We start from the raw sequence: 18,688 nt of genomic DNA on the forward strand, positions 1-18,688 counted from the left end.
CCGCCAGCGCGAAAGCCGGAGCCAGCCGCCCCGCCGCCGCGCCCATCGACAACGCCACCGCCTATGCGCTCGCCGCGCTCAAGAAGGCCGAAGGCCCCGTTCGCCAGGCGGGCCGCCAGCTCGGCAATTTCATTGTGACGCCCGCCCAGGCCAGCGAGGGTTCGCAGGCGACGCAACCTCTCGATCTCCGCCAGACCGTGGCCACGGCCGTGCCAGCGCCGACCGGCCATGGCTGGACGGCGAGCGATCCGCTCATTCCCGAGGGAAGCTGGGTCATTCAGATCGGCGCCTTCGCCGAGCAGGCGGATGCCGTCGACCGCATCCGTTCGGCCATCAAGGCGGCGCCTGAACTGAACAAGGCCGTGCCCGTCACGATCCCGGTCAAGACCGCGAACAACCGCACGCTCTATCGCTCGCGCTTCGGCGGCTTCGAGGGCGAGAAGGAAGCGCGCAATGCCTGCGGCCGCCTCGCCCGCGAGAGCATTTCCTGCATCGCCATTCCGCCCGCCAACTGGGCGATCCCGCAGGGCGGCGCCTCGCACGAGAAATCGCGCGGCTGAACGGCCTGCGCCTACGCTGCCCGGCGCGGGCCGCGTCCTCTCACCCCGTAGCGAGCTGACCGTCCACCGGCTGTGCGCTTTCCGCGCCGGCGGCGGGCATCGGCAGTTGCAGCACATCGAGCAGCGCGCGCACCTCGGCCCTGGCCGCGACATGAGACATCGACATCTGCGCTTCGACGCCCTCCTCCCTGAGATCAAGGAGTGTCAGGCCTGAGGGAAACATCTCGCGGAAAATCACGCGTTCACCAAAGCCGGGCGCAAGGCGGAAGCCGATGCGATCGGCCAGCGACTCGAGCACGCCCTCGACGCGGCGCTTGTTCTTCGCCGCCAGCGAGGAGAGGCGGTTGCGCATCACCACCCAGTCGATCTTGCCGCCATCGGCCATGACGCGGCGCTTGCGGCTTTCCCAGACCATCTCGCTGTAAACGCTCGGGCCCTTGATCTTCCAGCTCTGCGGATCGACGCGGCCCAGAAGATCGAAATCTACAAAACTGTCATTCATCGGCGTGATGAGCGTGTCGGCCACCGCATGGCCGAGGCGGGACAGGAAGGTGTCGCTGCCGGGGCAATCAATGACGACAAAATCATTGGCGAGCGCCAGGCGCGCAAAATTAGTCTCGAAGGCCTCGCGCTCGGCCGCCTGCGCCTCGCTGACCGAATCCGCGTCCGAACGCGCAATGACCACATGATCCGGCATGACGAGATTGACGCCGTTCGCCTCCGCCCAGGCCTTGCGGTTCTCGACATAGCGCGTCAGCGAACGCTGGCGTCCGTCGAGATCCATCGATCCGACCCGCGCGCCCTCATGCAGAAGCAGGGCAATGAGATGCATGGCGCTCGTGGTCTTGCCCGAACCGCCCTTTTCGTTTCCAAGCACCACGATGTGAGCGGATTTCCGCTCCGGCCCGGTATCAGTCATATCCCCAGCAACCCCGTCATTTGAGCCCGTCAGCGAGTGTCCGTTCGCCTCCGCCGCCCGTCAACCGCCACCATAGAGGCGATTCCCGATCAGACCCTTCTGGGAAACCGATTAGCAGCATTCGCAAAATACGACACGCCTATTTCAATAATCCTGATGAAAAGCGTCCCGAATGGGTGCAGACTTTTTCACACGGGAAGTCCGCGCGGTTTTCTTTGAAGGGGGGGCCGCCTTCACCATGTCGCTTATCAGCCCGAAAAGTAACGAGGAATACATGATCCCACGGTGAAAGCCGGAGGGACCAAACGGCTGCGTGTCGTCTTCCCATTCTGTGATCGAACATCGGCCCGCCGGGCCCGATGATGAAACACAACAGGATTTATGAGGGGAAGATGGCCACAGACAAGCAACCGCCAGGCGCTGGCGACATTTCGGAAGACATCAAGGTGCTGCACAGCATGGGCTATGCCCAGGAGTTGCTACGCAGCATGGGAACATTCTCGAATTTCGCGATTTCCTTTTCGATCATCTGCATTCTGTCGGGCGGCATCAATTCGCTCGCGCAGGCAACATCCGGTTCCGGCGGCATCGGCATAGGCATAGGCTGGCCGCTCGGCTGCGCTGTCTCCGGCGTCTTCGCCGTCGCCATGGCGCAGATCAGTTCCGCCTACCCCACCGCCGGCGGGCTCTATCACTGGGGGTCGCTGCTCGGCAACCGCTTCACGGGCTGGGTGACCGCATGGTTCAACCTACTCGGCCTCGTCACCGTGCTCGGCGCGATCAATGCCGGCACGTGGACTTTCTTCATCGGCGCCTTCGGCACCTCGCTCGGCATCGAGAACACGCTGACGAACCAGACGATCTTCCTCGGCATCATCACCGGCGGCATGGCCCTCATCAATCACTACGGTATCGGCCTCACAGCGAGGCTCACCGACTTCTCGGGCTATCTGATCTTCGCCACCGCCGTCGTGCTCGCCGTGGTCTGCCTCGTCTTCGCGCCGTCATGGGAGTTCTCGCGGCTGTTCACGTTCCATAACTATTCGGGCGATGCGGGCGGCGGCGTCTGGCCGCAAGTCTCGAATGGCTGGGTTTTCCTGCTCGGCCTCCTGCTGCCGATCTACACCATCACCGGCTATGACGCCTCGGCGCATACGTCGGAGGAAACCGTCCGTGCCGCCCATTCCGTACCGCGCGGCATGGTGCGCTCGGTCATCTGGTCGACCGTCTTCGGCTACATCATGCTGTGCTCCTTCGTGCTCATGATCCCCGACATGGACGAGGCGGCGAAGCAGGGCTGGAACGTCTTCTTCTGGGCGATGGATGCCCGCGTTCCCGGCGGGATCAAGGAAGCGCTCTTCCTCGCCATCTTCGTCTCGCAGCTTCTCTGCGGCCTGGCGACGGTGACATCGGCCTCGCGCATGATTTTCGCCTTCTCGCGGGACGGCGGCCTGCCCTTCTCCAAGGCGCTCGCGAAAGTCTCGCCCAGATACCGCACCCCCGTGGCCGCCATCTGGACCGGCGCGACATCTGCCTTCGTCTTCGTCTGGGGTGCCTCGCTCGTCTCGATCGCGGGCACATCGGCCTATGCGATCGTGGTTTCCTGCACGGTCATCTTCCTGTTCTTCTCCTTCGTAATCCCGATCACGCTCGGGCTCTTCACGTACGGAACCTCGAAATGGCCGAAGATGGGTCCGTGGAATATCGGCCGCGGGGCCTACTCGCTTGTCGCGATCCTCTCGATCATCTCGATGGTGCTCATCTTCACCATCGGCGTGCAGCCGCCGAACGATTGGGCGCTCGACATCACCGTCGGCTTCCTCATCGTCACGGCCGTCGTCTGGGTGGTGTTCGAGAACAGGCGCTTCCAGGGCCCGCCCACCGGCGAGCTTGCCGCCGAACGCCTGGCGAATATCCGCGCGGCGGAAGCCGCCGTTGGCGAAACGACGCGCGTCTGATTTTCCGCGCTTGAACCATCATGATGGAGCGTCAGGCCCTGTTGCCTGACGCTCCGGCGGTTCGCGAACCGCCCGGCAGGAACAATGGAGCCCTTTCGATGCCACAGCCCGTCTCCGGGAAACTCACCCTCGATCAGCTTTCCGATCTCGCCAGCGCCGGCCATATCGACACCGTCATCATGGCCATGCCCGACATGCAGGGCCGCCTCGTCGGCAAGCGCATGCAGGCCGGCTATTTTCTCGACACCGCCGTCCACGAAACGCATGCCTGCAACTATCTTCTCACGGTCGATGCCGATATGGAGCCCGTGCCCGGCTACAAGGCGGCAAGCTGGGAAAAGGGCTATGGCGACTTCGTGCTGAAGCCCGATCTCGGCACGCTGCGCCGCATTCCCTGGCTGCCTGGAACGGCACTCGTGCTCTGCGACACGCTCGACCATCATGGCGACGATGTTCCCCATGCGCCGCGCGCCATTCTGAAGCAGCAGCTCAAACGCCTCGCGAAAGCGAAGATGACCGCCATGACGGCATCGGAGCTTGAGTTCTATCTCTTCGAGGACAGCTACGAGGCGGTGCATGAGAAGAACTATCGCGGGCTCAAGACCGCGAACTGGTACATCGAGGACTACCACATTCTCGGCACGACCAAGGAAGAAGGCATCATGCGCGCCATCCGCAACGGGCTCGAAGGCGCGGGCGTTCCGGTCGAGAACTCGAAGGGCGAATGGGGCCCCGGCCAGGAGGAGATCAACATCCGCTATGCCGAGGCGCTCGAAATGGCGGACCGCCACACCATTCTCAAGAACGGCATCAAGGAGATCGCGCATCTTCACGGCAAGGCGATCACCTTCATGGCCAAGTGGAACTATGCGCTGGCGGGGTCTTCCTGCCATATCCATCTGTCGTTCTGGGACGACAAGAACAAGAAGGCGCTCTTTCACGACGAGAAGAGCAAGCTCTACGGCCTCTCCGCGCTCGGCCAGCAATTCCTCGCCGGGCAGCTCAAACATGCGCGAGAGATGACCTATTTCCTCGCGCCGAACATCAATTCCTACAAACGCTTCGTTCAGGGCACCTTCGCCCCGACCAATGTCGTCTGGTCGAACGACAACCGGACGGCCGGCTTCCGCCTCTGCGGCCATGGCAAGAGCCTGCGCGTCGAATGCCGCATCGGCGGCGCCGACCTCAACCCCTATCTCGCCTATGCCGCCCTCATCGCCGCAGGGCTTGCCGGCATCGAGGGCAAGCTCGCCCTAGAACCCGAGTTCAAGGGCGACGCCTATGCCGGCACCGGCATTCCTTCGCTGCCGAGAACGCTCCGCGACGCGCTGACCGAGCTTGAGAAATCCGATACGCTACGGGCCGCGCTTGGCGACGAGGTGATCGAGCACTACCTCCATACGGGCCGCTGGGAGCAGTTCGAGTACGACCGTCGCGTGACGGACTGGGAAGTCATGAGAGGATTCGAGCGCGGATAAATGAGCGATACATTGAAAGTCATCTCCCCGGTCGACGGGAGCATCTATGTCGAACGCACCCTGGCCACATGGCGCGAGGTCGACGGGGCGCTGAGCGAAGCGAAACAGGCGCAAGCCGCATGGAAGCGCGTGCCGCTCCATGAAAGGGCGGCGCTCTGCCTTCGCTTCGTCGAGGCTTTCGTTTCGATGAAGGATGAGATCGTTCCCGAACTCGCCTGGCAGATGGGCCGCCCCGTCGCCTTCGGCGCGGGCGAGGTTCGCGGCTTCGAGGAGCGCGCGCGCTACATGGTCGGCATCGCGCCCGAGGCGCTAGCCGACATCGATGTCGGCCCCAAGGAAGGTTTCAACCGCTGGCTGAGGCGGGAGCCTCTGGGCGTCGTGCTCGCCATCGCGGCCTGGAACTATCCCTATCTCATCTCTGTGAACTGCGTCGTCCCCGCCCTCATGGCCGGCAATGCCGTGATCCTGAAACATTCCGGGCAGACGCCGCTTTGCGCCGAGCGTTTCCAGCGCGCCTTCGAGATGGCGGGAGCGCCCGACGGCCTGTTCCAGATCCTCCATATGAGCCATGAGACGACCGAACGCGCGATCGGCGACAGCCGCGTCGATTACGTCGCCTTCACCGGCTCTGTCGCGGGCGGCCATGCCGTCGTCAAGGCCGCATCCGGCCGCTTCATCGGCATCGGGCTCGAACTCGGCGGCAAGGACCCGGCCTATGTCAGGTCCGACGCGAACCTGCCCTTCGCCATCGAGAACATCGTCGATGGCGCCTTTTTCAACTCCGGCCAGTCCTGCTGCGGCAAGGAACGCCTCTATGTCCATGCCGATGTCTATGACGAATTCGTCGACGGTTTCGTCGAGCTGACAAAGAAATACAGGCTCGGAGATCCGCTCGATCCCGAAACCACGATCGGACCGATGGTGCGCACCTCCGCCGCCTCATTCGTCCGTGGACAGATCGAAAGCGCCACACGCGGCGGCGCGCGGGCCCTTGTCGACGAAAAGCTCTTTCCCGCCTCGAAGCCCGGCACGCCCTATCTCGCGCCGCAAGTTCTCGTCGACGTCAATCACCAGATGGATGTGATGCGCGAGGAAACATTCGGCCCCGTCATCGGCATCATGAAGGTCGGCTCCGACGAGGAGGCGATCGGCCTCATGAACGACAGTCCCTACGGGCTCACCGCTTCGGTCTGGACCGAAGACGAGGACGCCGCCATCGCCATCGGCGACAGCATCGAAACGGGCACCTTCTTCATGAACCGCTGCGACTATCTCGATCCGGCGCTCGCCTGGACGGGCGTGAAGGATACAGGCCGCGGCTGCACGCTTTCGCGGATCGGCTATGAGTACCTGACACGGCCGAAAAGCTATCACCTGCGGACGAAAACCAAATGATCGACAAGTATCCCTCGCTTTCCGCCAACTGGAACTATCCCACCAAGGTCCGCTTCGGCCCCGGCCGCGTCGCGGAACTCGCCGAAACCTGCCGCGCCGCCGGCATTTCGCGCCCCCTTCTCGTCACCGATCCGGGGCTGAAGCCGCTTCCTATGATCATCGAGGCGCTGCACGCGCTCGAACATGGCGGCCTGCCGAGCGCGCTCTTTGCCGATGTGCATCCGAACCCCACCGGCGCCGATGTCGAGGCGGGCCTCAAATGCTTCCGCAACGGCCATCATGATGGCGTGATCGTCTTCGGCGGCGGAAGCGCCATGGATGCGGGCAAGGCGATCGCCTTCATGTCCGGCCAGTCGCGCCCCATGTGGGACTATGAAGACCGCGAGGACTGGTGGACGCGGGCCGATCCGAAAGGCATCGCGCCTGTCGTCGCCGTGCCGACTACGGCGGGCACGGGCTCCGAGGTCGGTCGCGCCGCCGTCATCACCGACGAGCGCGACCACACGAAGAAGATCATTTTCCACCCGAAAATGCAGCCTGTGGAGGTCATCGCCGATCCCGAGCTCACGGTGAACCTTCCGGCGCATATCACGGCGGCGACGGGCATGGATGCGCTCTCGCACAATCTCGAAGCCTTCTGCTCGCCCTTCTGGCACCCCATGGCGCAGGGCATCGCGCTCGAGGGGATGCGGCTCGTGAAAGAATGGCTCCCCGTCGCCGTGAAGCAGGGAAGCAATATCGAGGCGCGCTCCTACATGCTCGCCGCGTCTTCGATGGGTGCGACGGCCTTCCAGAAGGGGCTCGGCGCCATGCATTCGATGAGCCATCCCTGCTCCTCGCTGCGCGGCACCCATCACGGCCTCACCAACGCGGTCGTCATGCCCTATGTGCTGATCCACAACCGGCCGGCGATCGAGGAAAAGCTCGCGGCAGCGGCCCGCTATCTCGGCCTTGCGGACCAGAGCTTCGGCGGCTTCGTCGATTGGGTGCTGCGGCTGCGCGAGGACATCGCCATTCCGCATACGCTGAAGGACATCGGCGTCGGCCTCGACGTCATTCCCGAAGCGGCGCCCATGGCGCTCGCCGATCCTTCGACGGGCGGCAACCCGCTTCCGATGACGGTGGGCGACTACGAAGCGCTCTATCAGAAGGCCATCGAAGGGCGGCTCATCTGAACTATTCCGGATGCCCCGGCACCCACGCGCCATTACTGTCGTGATGGCCGGGCACCCAGCCTTGCGTCTTCTCGCCGGGCGCCGCCGGTGCGGGCGGCGGCCCCTCGCTCTGGCGCGTCGGCACAAAGCCATATCGGCTCCAATGGCCGGGCACGACGCGGGAGGGCGGGCTCACCGAAGGCGTCCTGAACACCGGCGCTTTCGATTGCGGCGCATTGAGGGGCGGCGGCGGGGCCGGCGTTGCGGGCTCCCACGGGAATTCGGCCGCGCGGGCGGGTCCCGCCACGCCTGAACAGGCCGCGAAGGCTATGGCCGCGCCGAGAGCGATGATCGCTTTCCTGTCCATGAACCTCATATGGGAGATGCCGCGCGCCATCGCCAGTGCGCGTTGAGCGCGCTGCCCCGATCCGATAAGGTCCGCCGCGAAGTTGCGGAGAGACGCCCGGAGAGACGCCATGACGATCGACAGAACCAGCTATTCCCTGCCCGTCGCGCGCATGGTGGCGGATTTGCGCGCCGAAATAGCGGCATGGCGCAAGGCGGGGCTGAAGATCGCTCTCGTGCCCACCATGGGCGCGCTGCATGAGGGGCACCTCTCGCTCGTCGATCTCGCGAAGACGAAGGCCGACCGCGTCATCGTCTCCATCTTCGTCAATCCGACGCAGTTCGCGCCGCATGAAGATCTCGATGCCTATCCGCGCACCGAGAAGGCCGATGCGGAAAGGCTCGCGGGACGCGCCGATCTCATCTTCGCGCCCTCGGCCGCGGAAATGTACCCGGAAGGCTTTTCGACCAAGGTGTCGGTCGCAGGCGTTTCCGAACCGCTCGAAGGCCAGTTCCGCCCGACCCATTTCGCGGGCGTCGCCACCGTGGTCTCGAAGCTCCTCATCCAGTCGCTTCCCGACATCGCCTGCTTCGGCGAGAAGGACTGGCAGCAGCTTCAGGTGATCCGCCGCATGGTCACCGACCTCGACATTCCGGTCGAGATCGTCGGCGGCGCCATCATGCGCGAGGAGGATGGCCTCGCCATGTCGTCGCGCAACGTCTATCTCTCGCCGGAGGAGCGCAAGGCCGCGGGCCAGCTCAACGTGATCCTGCGCGAAACGGCAGAGAAGATCGCGAAGGGCGCGATCATTCCAGACGCGACGCGCGAAGGCGCGGACCGCATCCGCGCACTCGGCTTCGACCATGTCGATTATCTCGAAGTGTGCGATGCCTCCTCGCTGGCATCGTTCCCGAGCGGCCGTGTCACCGCGCCAGCGCGCATCCTCGTCGCGGCCAAGATCGGCCGCACGCGCCTCATTGACAACATGCCTGTCTAGAGCAGGCCCAGTTCCTCGAGTTCCCGCCGCATCGCTTCGGGCATCTCGTCCGTCTCGTCGCCCTCGCTGCTTTTCACATCGGCGGGCGCGTCGGCTGCGGGCAGATAGCGCCAGCCCTGAAAGGGTCGCCTTTCGCGCCTGCGGGTCAGCACGATCTCCGGGTCGAGGACGAGGCGGCAGCGCTTCACGCCCTCCCCGTCGACAAAAGGCTCGATGCCAATGAGCCGCTGGCGGCAGCGGATGAAGCCCTTCATCACCCAATAGAGCGAGCCGCCGTCGAGCAGTTCGTCCGCGCGGGTCGGCACCATGCGCGTGACATGCGCGAGGATCTGCGGCTCCTTGAGCCTGCGTTTTTCGGCGAGCCGCTCCTGCTGCCAGCTCCGCAAGTCCTCGACGTCGTCAGCGCCGACACAAAGCTTGATCAGATGAAGCGCCACGCCCACTCACTCCCGCGATTGGAAGCCATCAGGCTCCCTAGAACATCTCGACCGCGAGCGCGGTCGCCTCGCCGCCGCCGATGCAGAGCGAGGCCACGCCGCGCTTGCCCCCCTTCTGCTTCAACGCATTGAGAAGCGTCACCACGATGCGCGCGCCCGACGCGCCGATCGGATGGCCGAGCGCGCAGGCACCGCCAAAGACATTCATGTTGTCATGGGCAAGGCCAAGCTCGTGCATCGCCGCCATGGCGACAACGGCGAATGCCTCGTTGATCTCGTAGAGATCGACATCGCCGGCCGCCCAACCCGTCCGTTCAAGGAGCTTGTTGATCGCGCCGACGGGCGCGGTGGTGAACCAGGCGGGCGCCTGCGCATGCGCGGCATGGCCACGGATCGCGGCGATGGGCTGAAGTCCGCGCCTCTCCGCTTCCGAAAGCCGCATCATCACCAGCGCCGCCGCGCCATCCGAAATCGAACTCGAATTCGCCGCCGTCACCGAACCGTCTTTGGCGAAGGCGGGCTTCAGCGTCGGTATCTTCGCGGGATCGGCCTTGAGCGGCTGCTCGTCCTGGGTGATCTCGACCTCGCCCTTCCTGCCCTTCACTGCGACGGGCACGATTTCCGGGGCGAAGCTCCCATTGGCAATCGCGTCCTTCGCGCGCGCAAGCGAGGCCGTCGCATAGGCATCCTGCGCCTCGCGCGAGAACTGATAGTGCCGCGCCGTCTCCTCGGCATAGGTCCCCATGAGCCGGCCCTCATAGGCGTCCTCGAGCCCGTCGAGGAACATGTGGTCCTTGACCTCGCCATGGCCGAGGCGATAGCCGCCGCGCGCCCTGGTGAGAAGATAGGGCGCATTGGTCATGCTCTCCATGCCGCCCGCCACGATGACATCGCCATGGCCGAGCGCCAGCGCATCCGCGCCGAGCATGATCGCCTTCATGCCCGATCCGCAAACCTTGCTCACCGTGGTGCATGGCGTCGACTGATCGAGCCCGCCGAGAAGCGCCGCCTGCCGCGCCGGAGCCTGCTTCGCGCCCGCGCTGAGCACACACCCCATCAGCACCTCGTCGACGGCGCCGGAGGGAAGCCCCGCCCGCTCGACCGCTGCCCGGACGGCGACGGCCCCGAGCTCCGGCCCGCTCAGGCTCGCAAGGTCGCCCTGGAATCCGCCCATCGGCGTTCGCGCGGTGCTGACGATGACGACGGGATCGGCGGCTTGAGACGATTTGGCCATTTTATCCTCGGGGCTAAGATGCGGAACCAAAATGGGCTGGGTGGGGATTCGCAACCTAGCTCAAAACAAGGGGATGGGGGAGCTTCGCGTGAATTATCTGCATGATATGGACTGGGTGCTGCCGTTGCGAAGCGACGCGGCGACGCATCTTGCCAACGCCTTCACATGGCTTGGCTACACCAATTTCTTTCTGATCGCCCTGCCGCTCGCCTACTGGCTCTGGGACCGCGAGCGCGCCACGCGCCTCACCATCCTCATCGCCATCACGGCGGTCATCAATGGCTGGCTGAAGGACCTCTGGCAAGACCCGCGCCCGGACGAGAAATACTGGCTCGACGAGCGCGTCACGGGCTCCTATGGCCGCCCCAGCGGCCACGCGCAGGTCGCGGCGGCCATGTGGCTCTGGCTCGCCTATGAGCTGCGCCGCCCCTGGGCATGGGGCGCGGCGCTCGTTATCGTCGCTGGCGTCAGCCTGAGCCGCCTCTATCTCGGCGTGCACGATCCAGATGACGTGCTGACCGGCATCGGGCTCGGTCTTGCCGGCATTTTCATATTCGCCTGGCTGCTGTCGCCGACATTCGACGTCGCGCGCAGATGGCCGACCGCGCTCCATCTCGCGGTCATCGCGGTCGCGGCCGTGGTGCTGTTCTACAGCTGGCCGAATGGAGAAAAGCCCGACGCGACGCTCACCGTCCTCGCCCTCCTTTTCGGCTGGGTCGCAGGCGCGGAGACGGACCGGCGGCTTGCGCCAGAGGCGCCCGTTCTGCCCGCCTGGTGGCTGCGCATCGTCATGGGCGTCGCGGGCGTCGTCATCCTCTTCGTGCTGCGCGACGCACTCATGAAGGCTGCCGCGACCCTCGCGCTCGACGCCAGCATCGCCGGCTACGGCATCGGCGCGTTCCTCGGCTTCTACATGACCGCCATCGCGCCATCGGCCTTCAGGGTCGTCGGGCTCGTCAAATAGCCAAACGGGGCGCAGACGGCAGCGCCGCCTGCGCCCTCCCGCCTAGCGCTTTTCGATGACGAGGCTCTGCACGGCGCGGCCGAAATAGCCCTGCTCGTCGGCAAGGCGGCCCGCCGCTATGCCGACGCCATCCGTCCCGAGCCATGTCTCGGCGTCGAGAAGGATCCACTCGCCCACCGGCATCCGCGCGAGGTTGATCGACAGATCGCCATTGAGGAAGGTCCAGCTCCGGTCGAGCACGGACGAAACGCCGTTGCAGAAATCGGAGACAGCGGCGGCGCACATCAGCGCCGAATTGCCCTCCCCCTCGACGATCGGCCGGTTGAGGCGGAACCAGCAGGCCGCCGGCCCGCCAGCGCCGAGAAGGCCGAAACTGCCTCTGGCATTGCGCACATCGAGCCCGGAGATGAAGCCGCTGCTCATGCGAACCGCCTCGTCGATGGGCGGCGATTGCAAAGGCCCCGGCACGCTCACGGGCTGATCGGTCAGGCCGGAAAGTTCCGCATAGTCGCCCGCGCGAATCTTGAGCGCGCTTGCCCGCACGACCTCCTTACCGCCTGCCAGAAGGCTCGCCGCGCAAAGCTGGATCTTCCGCCCTTCGCGCACGACTTCCGTCCGCACCTCGAGATCGCCGAGCGGAACAGGGCGCAGCAGATCGAAGGTGAGCCGCGCCACCTGCATGGGCACGGCGGTCGGGATGCGCTCGATCGCCCAGGCGAGAAGCGATGAAGGCGCGCCGCCATGCTGCATCGAAGGGTCCCAGGGGCCCGCGGCATGAGTGCGCGCATGCGCAATCGCGCCATCAACCTTGAATACGGATTCCATGGATCAGGCCGTTTCGTTGAAGAGTTCGCGGCCGATCAGCATACGGCGGATTTCGCTCGTGCCCGCGCCGATTTCATAGAGCTTCGCGTCGCGCAGCAGGCGGCCCGTCGGATAGTCGTTGATGTAGCCATTGCCGCCGAGCGTCTGGATCGCCTCGAGCGCCATCCATGTGGCCTTCTCGGCCGCATAAAGGATCGCCCCCGCGGCGTCCTTTCGCGTCGTCTGCCCGCGGTCGCAGGCTTTCGCCACCGCATAGACATAGGCGCGGCAGGCATTCATCGTCGAATACATATCCGCGAGCTTGCCCTGCATGAGCTGGAAGGTGCCGATGGGCTCGCCGAACTGCTTGCGCTCATGCACATAGGGCACGACGACATCCATGCAGGCCTGCATGATGCCGAGCGGCCCCGCGGCGAGCACGGCGCGCTCATAGTCGAGACCCGACATCAGCACGCGCACGCCTTCATTGACCTTGCCGAGAATATTCTCCTCCGGCACCTCGCAATCCTCGAAGACGAGTTCGGCCGTGTTCGAGCCGCGCATGCCGAGCTTGTCGAGCTTCTGGGCCGGCGAGAAACCCTTGAACGACTTCTCGATGATGAAGGGTGTGATGCCCTTCGGTCCGGCCGCCGGATCGGTCTTCGCATAGACGATCAGTGTCTCGGCGTCAGGACCGTTGGTGATCCACATCTTGTTGCCGTTGAGAATGTAGCGGTCGCCCTTCTTCTCGGCCTTGAGCCGCATGGAGACGACGTCAGACCCGGCGCCCGGCTCCGACATGGCGAGCGCGCCGACATGCTCGCCCGAAATGAGCCTCGGCAGATATCTGCGCTTCTGCGCTTCGGTGCCCCAGCGGCGAAGCTGGTTCACGCAGAGATTGGAGTGCGCGCCATAGGAAAGACCGACGCTCGCCGAACCGCGGCTGATCTCCTCCATCGCGACGACATGCTCGAGATAGCCGAGCCCCGCGCCGCCGAACTCTTCCTCGACCGTGATGCCGAGCAGGCCGAGATTTCCAAGCTCGGGCCAGAGGTCGCGCGGAAAACTGTTGGTGCGGTCGATCTCGGCGGCACGCGGCGCGATCCTGTCGGCGGTGAAGGAGCGCACCGTATCGCGGATCATGTCGGCCGTTTCGCCGAGATCGAAATCGAGTGACTGGAAATCATTGGCAACCATGTCGAACGCTTCTCTTGTTATTTGTCAGGCGAATAGATGTCGACGACATCGGACTGGGTGAAGACCGTATAGACGCCAGCGCCGGGGCTGCCGCCAATTACGAAAAGCCGCCCATGCGCAACGGCGGCAACCGCCGCATGGCGCGGCGTCGGCAGCGGCGCCGCGCGGCCCCATGCGCCGCCCTTCGCATCGAGCACGAAGTGATCGGCATAACTGCGCGGAGGCGAAAGGCTCTCGCCGCCGGTGACATGTATCCGGCCATCGAGAACGGCGGCCACATGCCCCTCGCGCGGCGAGGGCAATGCCGGGCCCGGCCGCCATGCCTGGCGCGCCGTATCAAAAATATCGACACGCGTTGTGGCCGCTTTGCCCTCGTGCCCGCCAATGACATAAATCTCGTCTCCGGCGACGGCGAGCGCAAGGTCCGAACGGGGCGCGGGCATGGACGCCGCCGCGACGGCCCAGCGATCGGTCTCGGGCGAATAGACGAAGACGCGGCCGGCACCGGGCCCCTTGCCACCGATCGCATAGAGCTTGCCGCCCACAGATGCGAGCCCCAGCGCCACCCGGCTCGACGGCATCGGCGCGCCGCTGATCCATGTGCCGACCGCCGGATCGAAAATCCAGAGATTGTCGCTCTCCTCCTCAATCTGGTTGTCGCGCGTGCCGCGAGCGGAGTAGCCGCCCGCCACATAGATCTTGCCGCCGCTGACCGCGATGCCGAATTGCTGGAGGCCGACAGGCAAGGCCGCCGCCGCCCGCCAGATGTCGCCAACCGTGTCGTAGATTTCGGTAATGGAGTGCGGCCCCGAAATGCCGCCGCCGCCGATCACATAGAGATCGTCGCCCAGTAGCGCCGCGCCCGCATAGGCGCGCGCCGTCGTCATGGGCGTACCGTCCCGCCAGCCCTCCGCCGCCGCGCCGCCCGGCAGCAGCGTCATCACGGCCGCAATCAGGACTGCGCCGATCATCGCCAGGAGATGGCTGCGCGAATCGGGCTCACTCATTTTGTCCTCGAAGAATCTTCAGGAAACCTGCCGGAAGGAATGTTCAGCGGGAGTGTGCTTGATTTACCGGCATATCGCCAGCGGGCGAATGCCCCGAATGGGCCAGCCGGGAGTGCCCGGGCAAATGAACCTGCACAAATGAAAAAGCCGGCTGCCCTGAGGGGCCAGCCGGCTTTTCATCAGTCGTCTTTTGCTTCGTTCCCTGGACATGGTGCGGTCGAGAAGACTCGAACTTCCACGGGTTGCCCCACAGCGACCTCAACGCTGCGCGTCTACCAATTCCGCCACGACCGCGCATGTCTCAAGGACGCGCCGATGTAACAAATCCCTCACCGGACCTCAAGCTGCAAATTCATGTTTCGGCACGGGAATCTGTTTTCCGGCTCAAATTCCGTCGCCATCCGTGTTGACCGGAAGGTGGATTCCGCACTCGTCCTTGTCACGGCCGGCCCAGCGCCCGTCGCGATAGCTACCGCCTTCGGGCACACGCTCGGTGCAGGGCATGCAACCGATGGAGAGATACCCGTCCTTCACCAGCGGATGGCGCGGCAGCCGGTGCGCGTCCGTGTAGCGCTCAAGCTCCTCCTGGCCCCAGAAGCTCAGCGGATTGATCTTGAAGCGCGTGCCCTTGGCGCTGCCGGGCTCGCCCGTGCCGCGAACGGCTTCCTCCTCGATCGGCTCCATGCTCGCCCGCGCATTCGTCTGGAAGCGCTTGCGGCCAGTGATCGACGCCTCGAAGCCCTTCAACGCGCGCTCGAGCGGCAGAACCTTGCGGATGAAGCAGCAGGCATCGGGGTCGGAGTTCCAAAGCCCGCCATTGGGGTCCTGGCGCGCGAGATCGCCGGGATGCGGGCCCGCCGCGCGGATATCGGTGAGGCCGAGCCGCTCCTGCAGCCGGTCGCGATAGCGCAGCGTCTCGCCGAAGAGCTTGCCCGTATTGAGGAAGATGACCGGCGTCGTCGGGTCGATCTCCGCCACCATATGCAGCAGCACGACCGATTCCGCGCCGAAGGACGAAACGACCGCGATCTTGCCGGCAAATTCGGTCTTGATCATCGCTTCGAGAAGAGCCTGGCCCGAAAGCCCCGCATAAAGCTCGCGCAAGCGCGCGAGCCGGGGCGAAAGCCTTGCATCGGTGTCCATGACCGCCGCGCGCGCCTCATGGTTGATCTGAACGATGGTCATGGGAGCCAGCCTTCTTCCTTGATATACGCCTCGGTCCGCTGCCCGATCTCTGCAAGGTCGAGCCCTTCGGCCCGCCAGCCCTCCCGCCTTTCGGCGAGCCTTTCGATTCGTCCGGCCCATTCCGGCCCGAACAACCCTTCCAGGTGCCGTCTGAGGCGCCTTGCGAGGCCGGGTGAGCGGCCTCCGGTCGAAACCGTCAGGAGGAGATCGCCCCGCCTGACGACGGAGGGGACATGGAAGTCGCAGAGCGCCTTCCTGTCCTCCGTATTCACGAATCGCCCCAGCCCGCGGGCCGTGGCGGCAAGTGCCGCCGCCTCCTCATCCGCAAGCCCGGCGATGAAGACGAGCCCTGCGCCCTCCAGCGCCTCGACCGAGGGGCGCTCGCCCTTGAGCCTGCCACCGGCGCGCGCCCGGAGATCCGCTCCCGGCGCGGCCGAATAAACCGCCACCGACGAGGCCCCGGCTGCGTCCAGAAGCTCCAGCCGCTTCAACGCGGCCTCACCCTCGCCGATGAGCACGACATGAAGCGCGCTGACATCGAGCACGATTGGAAGCATCTGATCTCCTGACGGGGACTGTGGAGGTGGTAGACCACCGCCTCGACGGCACGCCTGATCGAATTTCCATAGAAATAAGCCAAGCGGCGGAATAGTTCAATATCTGCGCGTATTATATATATTTATACAATATATTATCGTAGAAATACAAAAAAGGGCCCGCTAAGGGGCCCCGTTCGGCTGGTTGCCGGTGTAGCTTCAGTTGGTCAGCGTCGAGGTAATGGAGATGGCAATCTTCTCGCCCTGCACGATAATCTCGCCGCGCGCGATCGGCACATTGTTGGCGAGGAGCCAAACCTCGTCCTCATGGCCCGCGTCGAGCTCGATGACGGCGCCGCGGCCCATCTTCAGCAATTGCTGGATCGGCAGGCTCGTCCGGCCCAGGACGACCGAGATTTCGACAAAGACGTTATTGACGGCATTCATGCCCGCCCCCACCTGGCCTCACGCGGCTTCAACTTTTAAGAAAGGTCGCATGTTAGAGTTACGCCATGGTTAAGAACGCAATGCACGAGGCCGCGCCTGACCGGCCCGCCGCCCGGCCCGTCGAATGGCGCATCTCGGATGCGCCTGTCCCCTATGAGGTCGCCGTGGCGGAAATGGAGGCGCGCGCCGCCGCCATCGCCGAAGGACACGCCCCGGAACTCGTCTGGCTGCTCGAGCACCCGCCGCTCTATACGGCGGGCACAAGCGCCGATGAAAAGGACCTGCTCGCGCCCGAGCGCTTTCCTGTCTATCGCACCGGGCGCGGCGGGCAATACACCTATCACGGCCCCGGACAGCGCGTGGCCTATGTCATGCTCGACCTGAAACACCGCACGCCCGACGTGCGCAAATTCGTGGGCGACCTCGAGGCGTGGCTGATCGCGACGCTTGCGCAGTTCAACGTGAAGGGCGAATTGCGCGATGGCCGCGTCGGCGTCTGGGTGCGCCGCCCCGACAAGGGGCCAGGCCGCGAGGACAAGATCGCAGCCATCGGCGTGCGGATCAGGAAATGGGTGACGTTTCACGGGATCAGCCTCAACGTCGACCCGGACCTCGATCACTTCTCGGGCATCGTTCCCTGCGGCATCACCCAGTATGGCGTGACGAGCCTTTCCGATCTCGGCATCACCGCCAGCATGAGCGATGTCGACATGGCGCTGCGCGCGGCATTCGACGACATCTTCGCAACGCCGCAGACGCCGCGCTAGAAAGTGCGCGCGCGCCCAGCGAGCACCAGCGCGCCAACGCCGAAAGTGACGGCCGCCAGCCAGACAAAGCCGCCAAAGGCCGGCAGCGAAATGCCGATCCAGAGGAGGAGCGTCGCAATCGCGACGCCGATGATGAGCCGCGCCGATCCCTTGTCGGCAAGCGTCATCCTCCCGGAGAAAAGCGCGCCGAGCACCATAATCGCGACGACGAGCCCCGCAAGCACGCCAAGCGGCCAGAGCAGAATGACGATGAAGGCGAGCGGCAGGCCGATGATGGTGACTGCCGAAATGATGGCGAGTATGGGCGTGCCGATCAGCCAGATGAGCCCGATGAGAAAGGCAAGCGCCGGCTGCGCGGACGCGGCCTCGCGCAATCTGAGCGCCGAGGCGGGCGCGGCAAGCGCGACGACGCCCGCGATGAAGCCGAAGAGAATGGCCCCCGGCCAGGAAAGCCTGTAGCCGGGCATCCTCCAGCGATCGGGCCGTTCGACGAAATAGGGCCGATAGGGCTCGCTCTTCATCGTCTCGTCCCAGACCTTGGAACGCATATTGCCGGCGATGCGCGCGTCCGCGTCGATCTCGGCGGGCATGGCCGCGTAATAGTTCACATTGCCGTCGATGCGCGCATCGGGCCCGAAGGCGATATGCACGCCATAGAAGCTCACATTACCCTTCACATGGCCATTGATAAGCGCATCCTGCGCGCGGATCGAAAGCTCGCCACCGATCTCACCCTCGACGGCGACCCGGCGGGCCGCGATCCACACATCCTTTTTGACATTGGTTTCCCGGCCAAGGGAGACGATCTCGCCCGTTGCCGTCAGCGAGCCGGCCACATCGCGCGTGACGCTGATATCGCGCCCGGCGAGGAACAGCGTGTCGTCAACCTGCCATTCGACGCCGCCCTGCGCCCCCGACACTCCGGCCTCGACCCTGACGCTCGCGGCCCGCACGGGCGCAATCGAAAGAGCGACCAACGCCAGCGTGAACAGGACTGAGAGAATTCGGACGCGCATGGAGCCTCCTTCGCCGCAGACCGCGAAATATCAGGCTCGCCGCAATATGGCAGTGTGTCAACGGAGCTTTTGGCGCGCCTCCGCCCCTCATGGCCGGGCGCGAGGCGCGGGCCATGAGGGAACGGAAAGCGATCCTTATTCGAAGCTGAATTCCATGATAACGGCATCGACGGCGAGGCTGTCGCCGGGCTTCGCTTCGATCGCCGCAACGGTGCAATCGCGTTCGGCGCGGAGAATGTTCTCCATCTTCATCGCCTCGACGATGGCGAGCGGCTCGCCGGCCTTCA

The 18,688-nt window shown here is 64.9% G+C and carries 20 protein-coding genes and 1 tRNA gene; 8 read left to right on the forward strand and 13 right to left on the reverse strand.

The genetic code is table 11. From position 1 onward, the window contains the following. On the forward strand, positions 1-560 hold a 560-nt coding region (locus WBG82_RS06815; RefSeq protein ID WP_424422989.1), incomplete at its 5' end, for an SPOR domain-containing protein. Positions 561-600: 40 nt separating this feature from the next. On the opposite strand, the gene WBG82_RS06820 is transcribed toward WBG82_RS06815, so the two are convergent. Further along, positions 601-1,479, reverse strand: coding sequence for a division plane positioning ATPase MipZ (locus WBG82_RS06820; protein ID WP_424422992.1), 879 nt, complete (start codon positions 1,477-1,479; stop codon positions 601-603). Between the two features lie 392 nt (positions 1,480-1,871). On the opposite strand from WBG82_RS06820, the gene WBG82_RS06825 reads away from it, so the two are divergent. From WBG82_RS06825 to WBG82_RS06840, 4 genes are all read left to right on the forward strand, one after another. Then, positions 1,872-3,437 carry an amino acid permease gene (locus WBG82_RS06825; protein WP_424422995.1) on the forward strand — a complete coding sequence of 522 codons (1,566 nt, stop codon included), beginning with the start codon at positions 1,872-1,874 and terminating at the stop codon, positions 3,435-3,437. A 98-nt stretch (positions 3,438-3,535) separates the two neighbouring features. Beyond that, the gene (locus tag WBG82_RS06830; protein ID WP_424422998.1) at positions 3,536-4,915 is read left to right on the forward strand and encodes a glutamine synthetase family protein; all 1,380 of its coding nucleotides are present in this window, start codon (positions 3,536-3,538) and stop codon (positions 4,913-4,915) included. Next, positions 4,916-6,310 (forward strand): aldehyde dehydrogenase family protein, encoded by a 1,395-nt coding sequence (locus WBG82_RS06835; protein WP_424423000.1) that lies wholly within the window; start codon positions 4,916-4,918, stop codon positions 6,308-6,310. It begins immediately after the preceding gene. Then, on the forward strand, positions 6,307-7,485 hold the full coding sequence (locus tag WBG82_RS06840) for an iron-containing alcohol dehydrogenase (protein WP_424423003.1): 1,179 nt from the start codon (positions 6,307-6,309) through the stop codon (positions 7,483-7,485). The genes WBG82_RS06835 and WBG82_RS06840 overlap by 4 nt, the downstream gene beginning before the upstream one ends. Position 7,486: 1 nt before the next feature. Here the strand turns inward: WBG82_RS06840 and WBG82_RS06845 are convergent, their stop codons facing one another. Beyond that, positions 7,487-7,831: a hypothetical protein gene (locus WBG82_RS06845; protein ID WP_424423005.1), complete on the reverse strand. Its 345-nt coding sequence runs from the start codon at positions 7,829-7,831 to the stop codon at positions 7,487-7,489. A gap of 109 nt (positions 7,832-7,940) precedes the next feature. Here WBG82_RS06845 and panC point away from each other — a divergent pair, with 109 nt between their 5' ends. Next, complete coding sequence (gene panC / locus WBG82_RS06850; protein ID WP_424423008.1) at positions 7,941-8,807, forward strand: pantoate--beta-alanine ligase; 867 nt, start codon at positions 7,941-7,943, stop codon at positions 8,805-8,807. On the opposite strand, the gene WBG82_RS06855 is transcribed toward panC, so the two are convergent. Both WBG82_RS06855 and WBG82_RS06860 read right to left on the reverse strand, forming a co-directional pair. Then, on the reverse strand, positions 8,804-9,244 hold the full coding sequence (locus tag WBG82_RS06855; protein WP_424423010.1) for a DUF1489 family protein: 441 nt from the start codon (positions 9,242-9,244) through the stop codon (positions 8,804-8,806). The two genes, panC and WBG82_RS06855, sit on opposite strands and share 4 nt — an antisense overlap. Before the next feature lie 37 nt (positions 9,245-9,281). Then, positions 9,282-10,478, reverse strand: a complete 1,197-nt coding sequence (locus WBG82_RS06860; protein WP_424423013.1) for an acetyl-CoA C-acyltransferase — start codon at positions 10,476-10,478, stop codon at positions 9,282-9,284. 88 nt (positions 10,479-10,566) lie between these two features. On the opposite strand from WBG82_RS06860, the gene WBG82_RS06865 reads away from it, so the two are divergent. After that, positions 10,567-11,442 carry a phosphatase PAP2 family protein gene (locus WBG82_RS06865; protein ID WP_424423015.1) on the forward strand — a complete coding sequence of 292 codons (876 nt, stop codon included), beginning with the start codon at positions 10,567-10,569 and terminating at the stop codon, positions 11,440-11,442. 42 nt (positions 11,443-11,484) lie between these two features. Here WBG82_RS06865 and WBG82_RS06870 read toward each other — a convergent pair whose 3' ends face one another. The 7 genes from WBG82_RS06870 to WBG82_RS06900 all read right to left on the reverse strand — a co-directional run bounded on the left by WBG82_RS06870 (position 11,485) and on the right by WBG82_RS06900 (position 16,618). Next, positions 11,485-12,267, reverse strand: coding sequence for a thioesterase family protein (locus WBG82_RS06870; RefSeq protein WP_424423017.1), 783 nt, complete (start codon positions 12,265-12,267; stop codon positions 11,485-11,487). Between the two features lie 3 nt (positions 12,268-12,270). Beyond that, on the reverse strand, positions 12,271-13,443 hold the full coding sequence (locus tag WBG82_RS06875) for an isovaleryl-CoA dehydrogenase (protein ID WP_424423019.1): 1,173 nt from the start codon (positions 13,441-13,443) through the stop codon (positions 12,271-12,273). 17 nt (positions 13,444-13,460) lie between these two features. After that, the gene (locus WBG82_RS06880; protein WP_424423021.1) at positions 13,461-14,450 is read right to left on the reverse strand and encodes a Kelch repeat-containing protein; all 990 of its coding nucleotides are present in this window, start codon (positions 14,448-14,450) and stop codon (positions 13,461-13,463) included. A 209-nt stretch (positions 14,451-14,659) separates the two neighbouring features. Then, positions 14,660-14,744, reverse strand: a tRNA-Leu gene (locus WBG82_RS06885). A gap of 90 nt (positions 14,745-14,834) precedes the next feature. Beyond that, complete coding sequence (locus tag WBG82_RS06890; RefSeq protein WP_424423023.1) at positions 14,835-15,635, reverse strand: phosphoadenylyl-sulfate reductase; 801 nt, start codon at positions 15,633-15,635, stop codon at positions 14,835-14,837. Further along, on the reverse strand, positions 15,632-16,192 hold the full coding sequence (locus WBG82_RS06895) for a precorrin-2 dehydrogenase/sirohydrochlorin ferrochelatase family protein (RefSeq protein ID WP_424423025.1): 561 nt from the start codon (positions 16,190-16,192) through the stop codon (positions 15,632-15,634). The genes WBG82_RS06890 and WBG82_RS06895 overlap by 4 nt, the downstream gene beginning before the upstream one ends. Before the next feature lie 198 nt (positions 16,193-16,390). Beyond that, the gene (locus WBG82_RS06900) at positions 16,391-16,618 is read right to left on the reverse strand and encodes a FliM/FliN family flagellar motor switch protein (RefSeq protein ID WP_424423027.1); all 228 of its coding nucleotides are present in this window, start codon (positions 16,616-16,618) and stop codon (positions 16,391-16,393) included. 65 nt (positions 16,619-16,683) lie between these two features. On the opposite strand from WBG82_RS06900, the gene lipB reads away from it, so the two are divergent. Then, entirely contained in the window at positions 16,684-17,385 is a 702-nt protein-coding gene (gene lipB / locus WBG82_RS06905; protein ID WP_424423030.1) for a lipoyl(octanoyl) transferase LipB, read from the forward strand. Here lipB and WBG82_RS06910 read toward each other — a convergent pair. Both WBG82_RS06910 and WBG82_RS06915 read right to left on the reverse strand, forming a co-directional pair. Next, complete coding sequence (locus WBG82_RS06910; RefSeq protein WP_424423031.1) at positions 17,382-18,401, reverse strand: hypothetical protein; 1,020 nt, start codon at positions 18,399-18,401, stop codon at positions 17,382-17,384. The two genes, lipB and WBG82_RS06910, sit on opposite strands and share 4 nt — an antisense overlap. A gap of 135 nt (positions 18,402-18,536) precedes the next feature. Further along, positions 18,537-18,688, reverse strand: a 152-nt coding sequence (locus WBG82_RS06915; protein ID WP_424423034.1) for an acetyl-CoA carboxylase biotin carboxyl carrier protein subunit, incomplete at its 5' end; no start/stop codon positions are given.

Origin of the sequence: Parvibaculum sp., from assembly GCF_049671045.1 — a bacterium.
Classification (GTDB): Bacteria; Pseudomonadota; Alphaproteobacteria; order Parvibaculales; family Parvibaculaceae; genus Parvibaculum.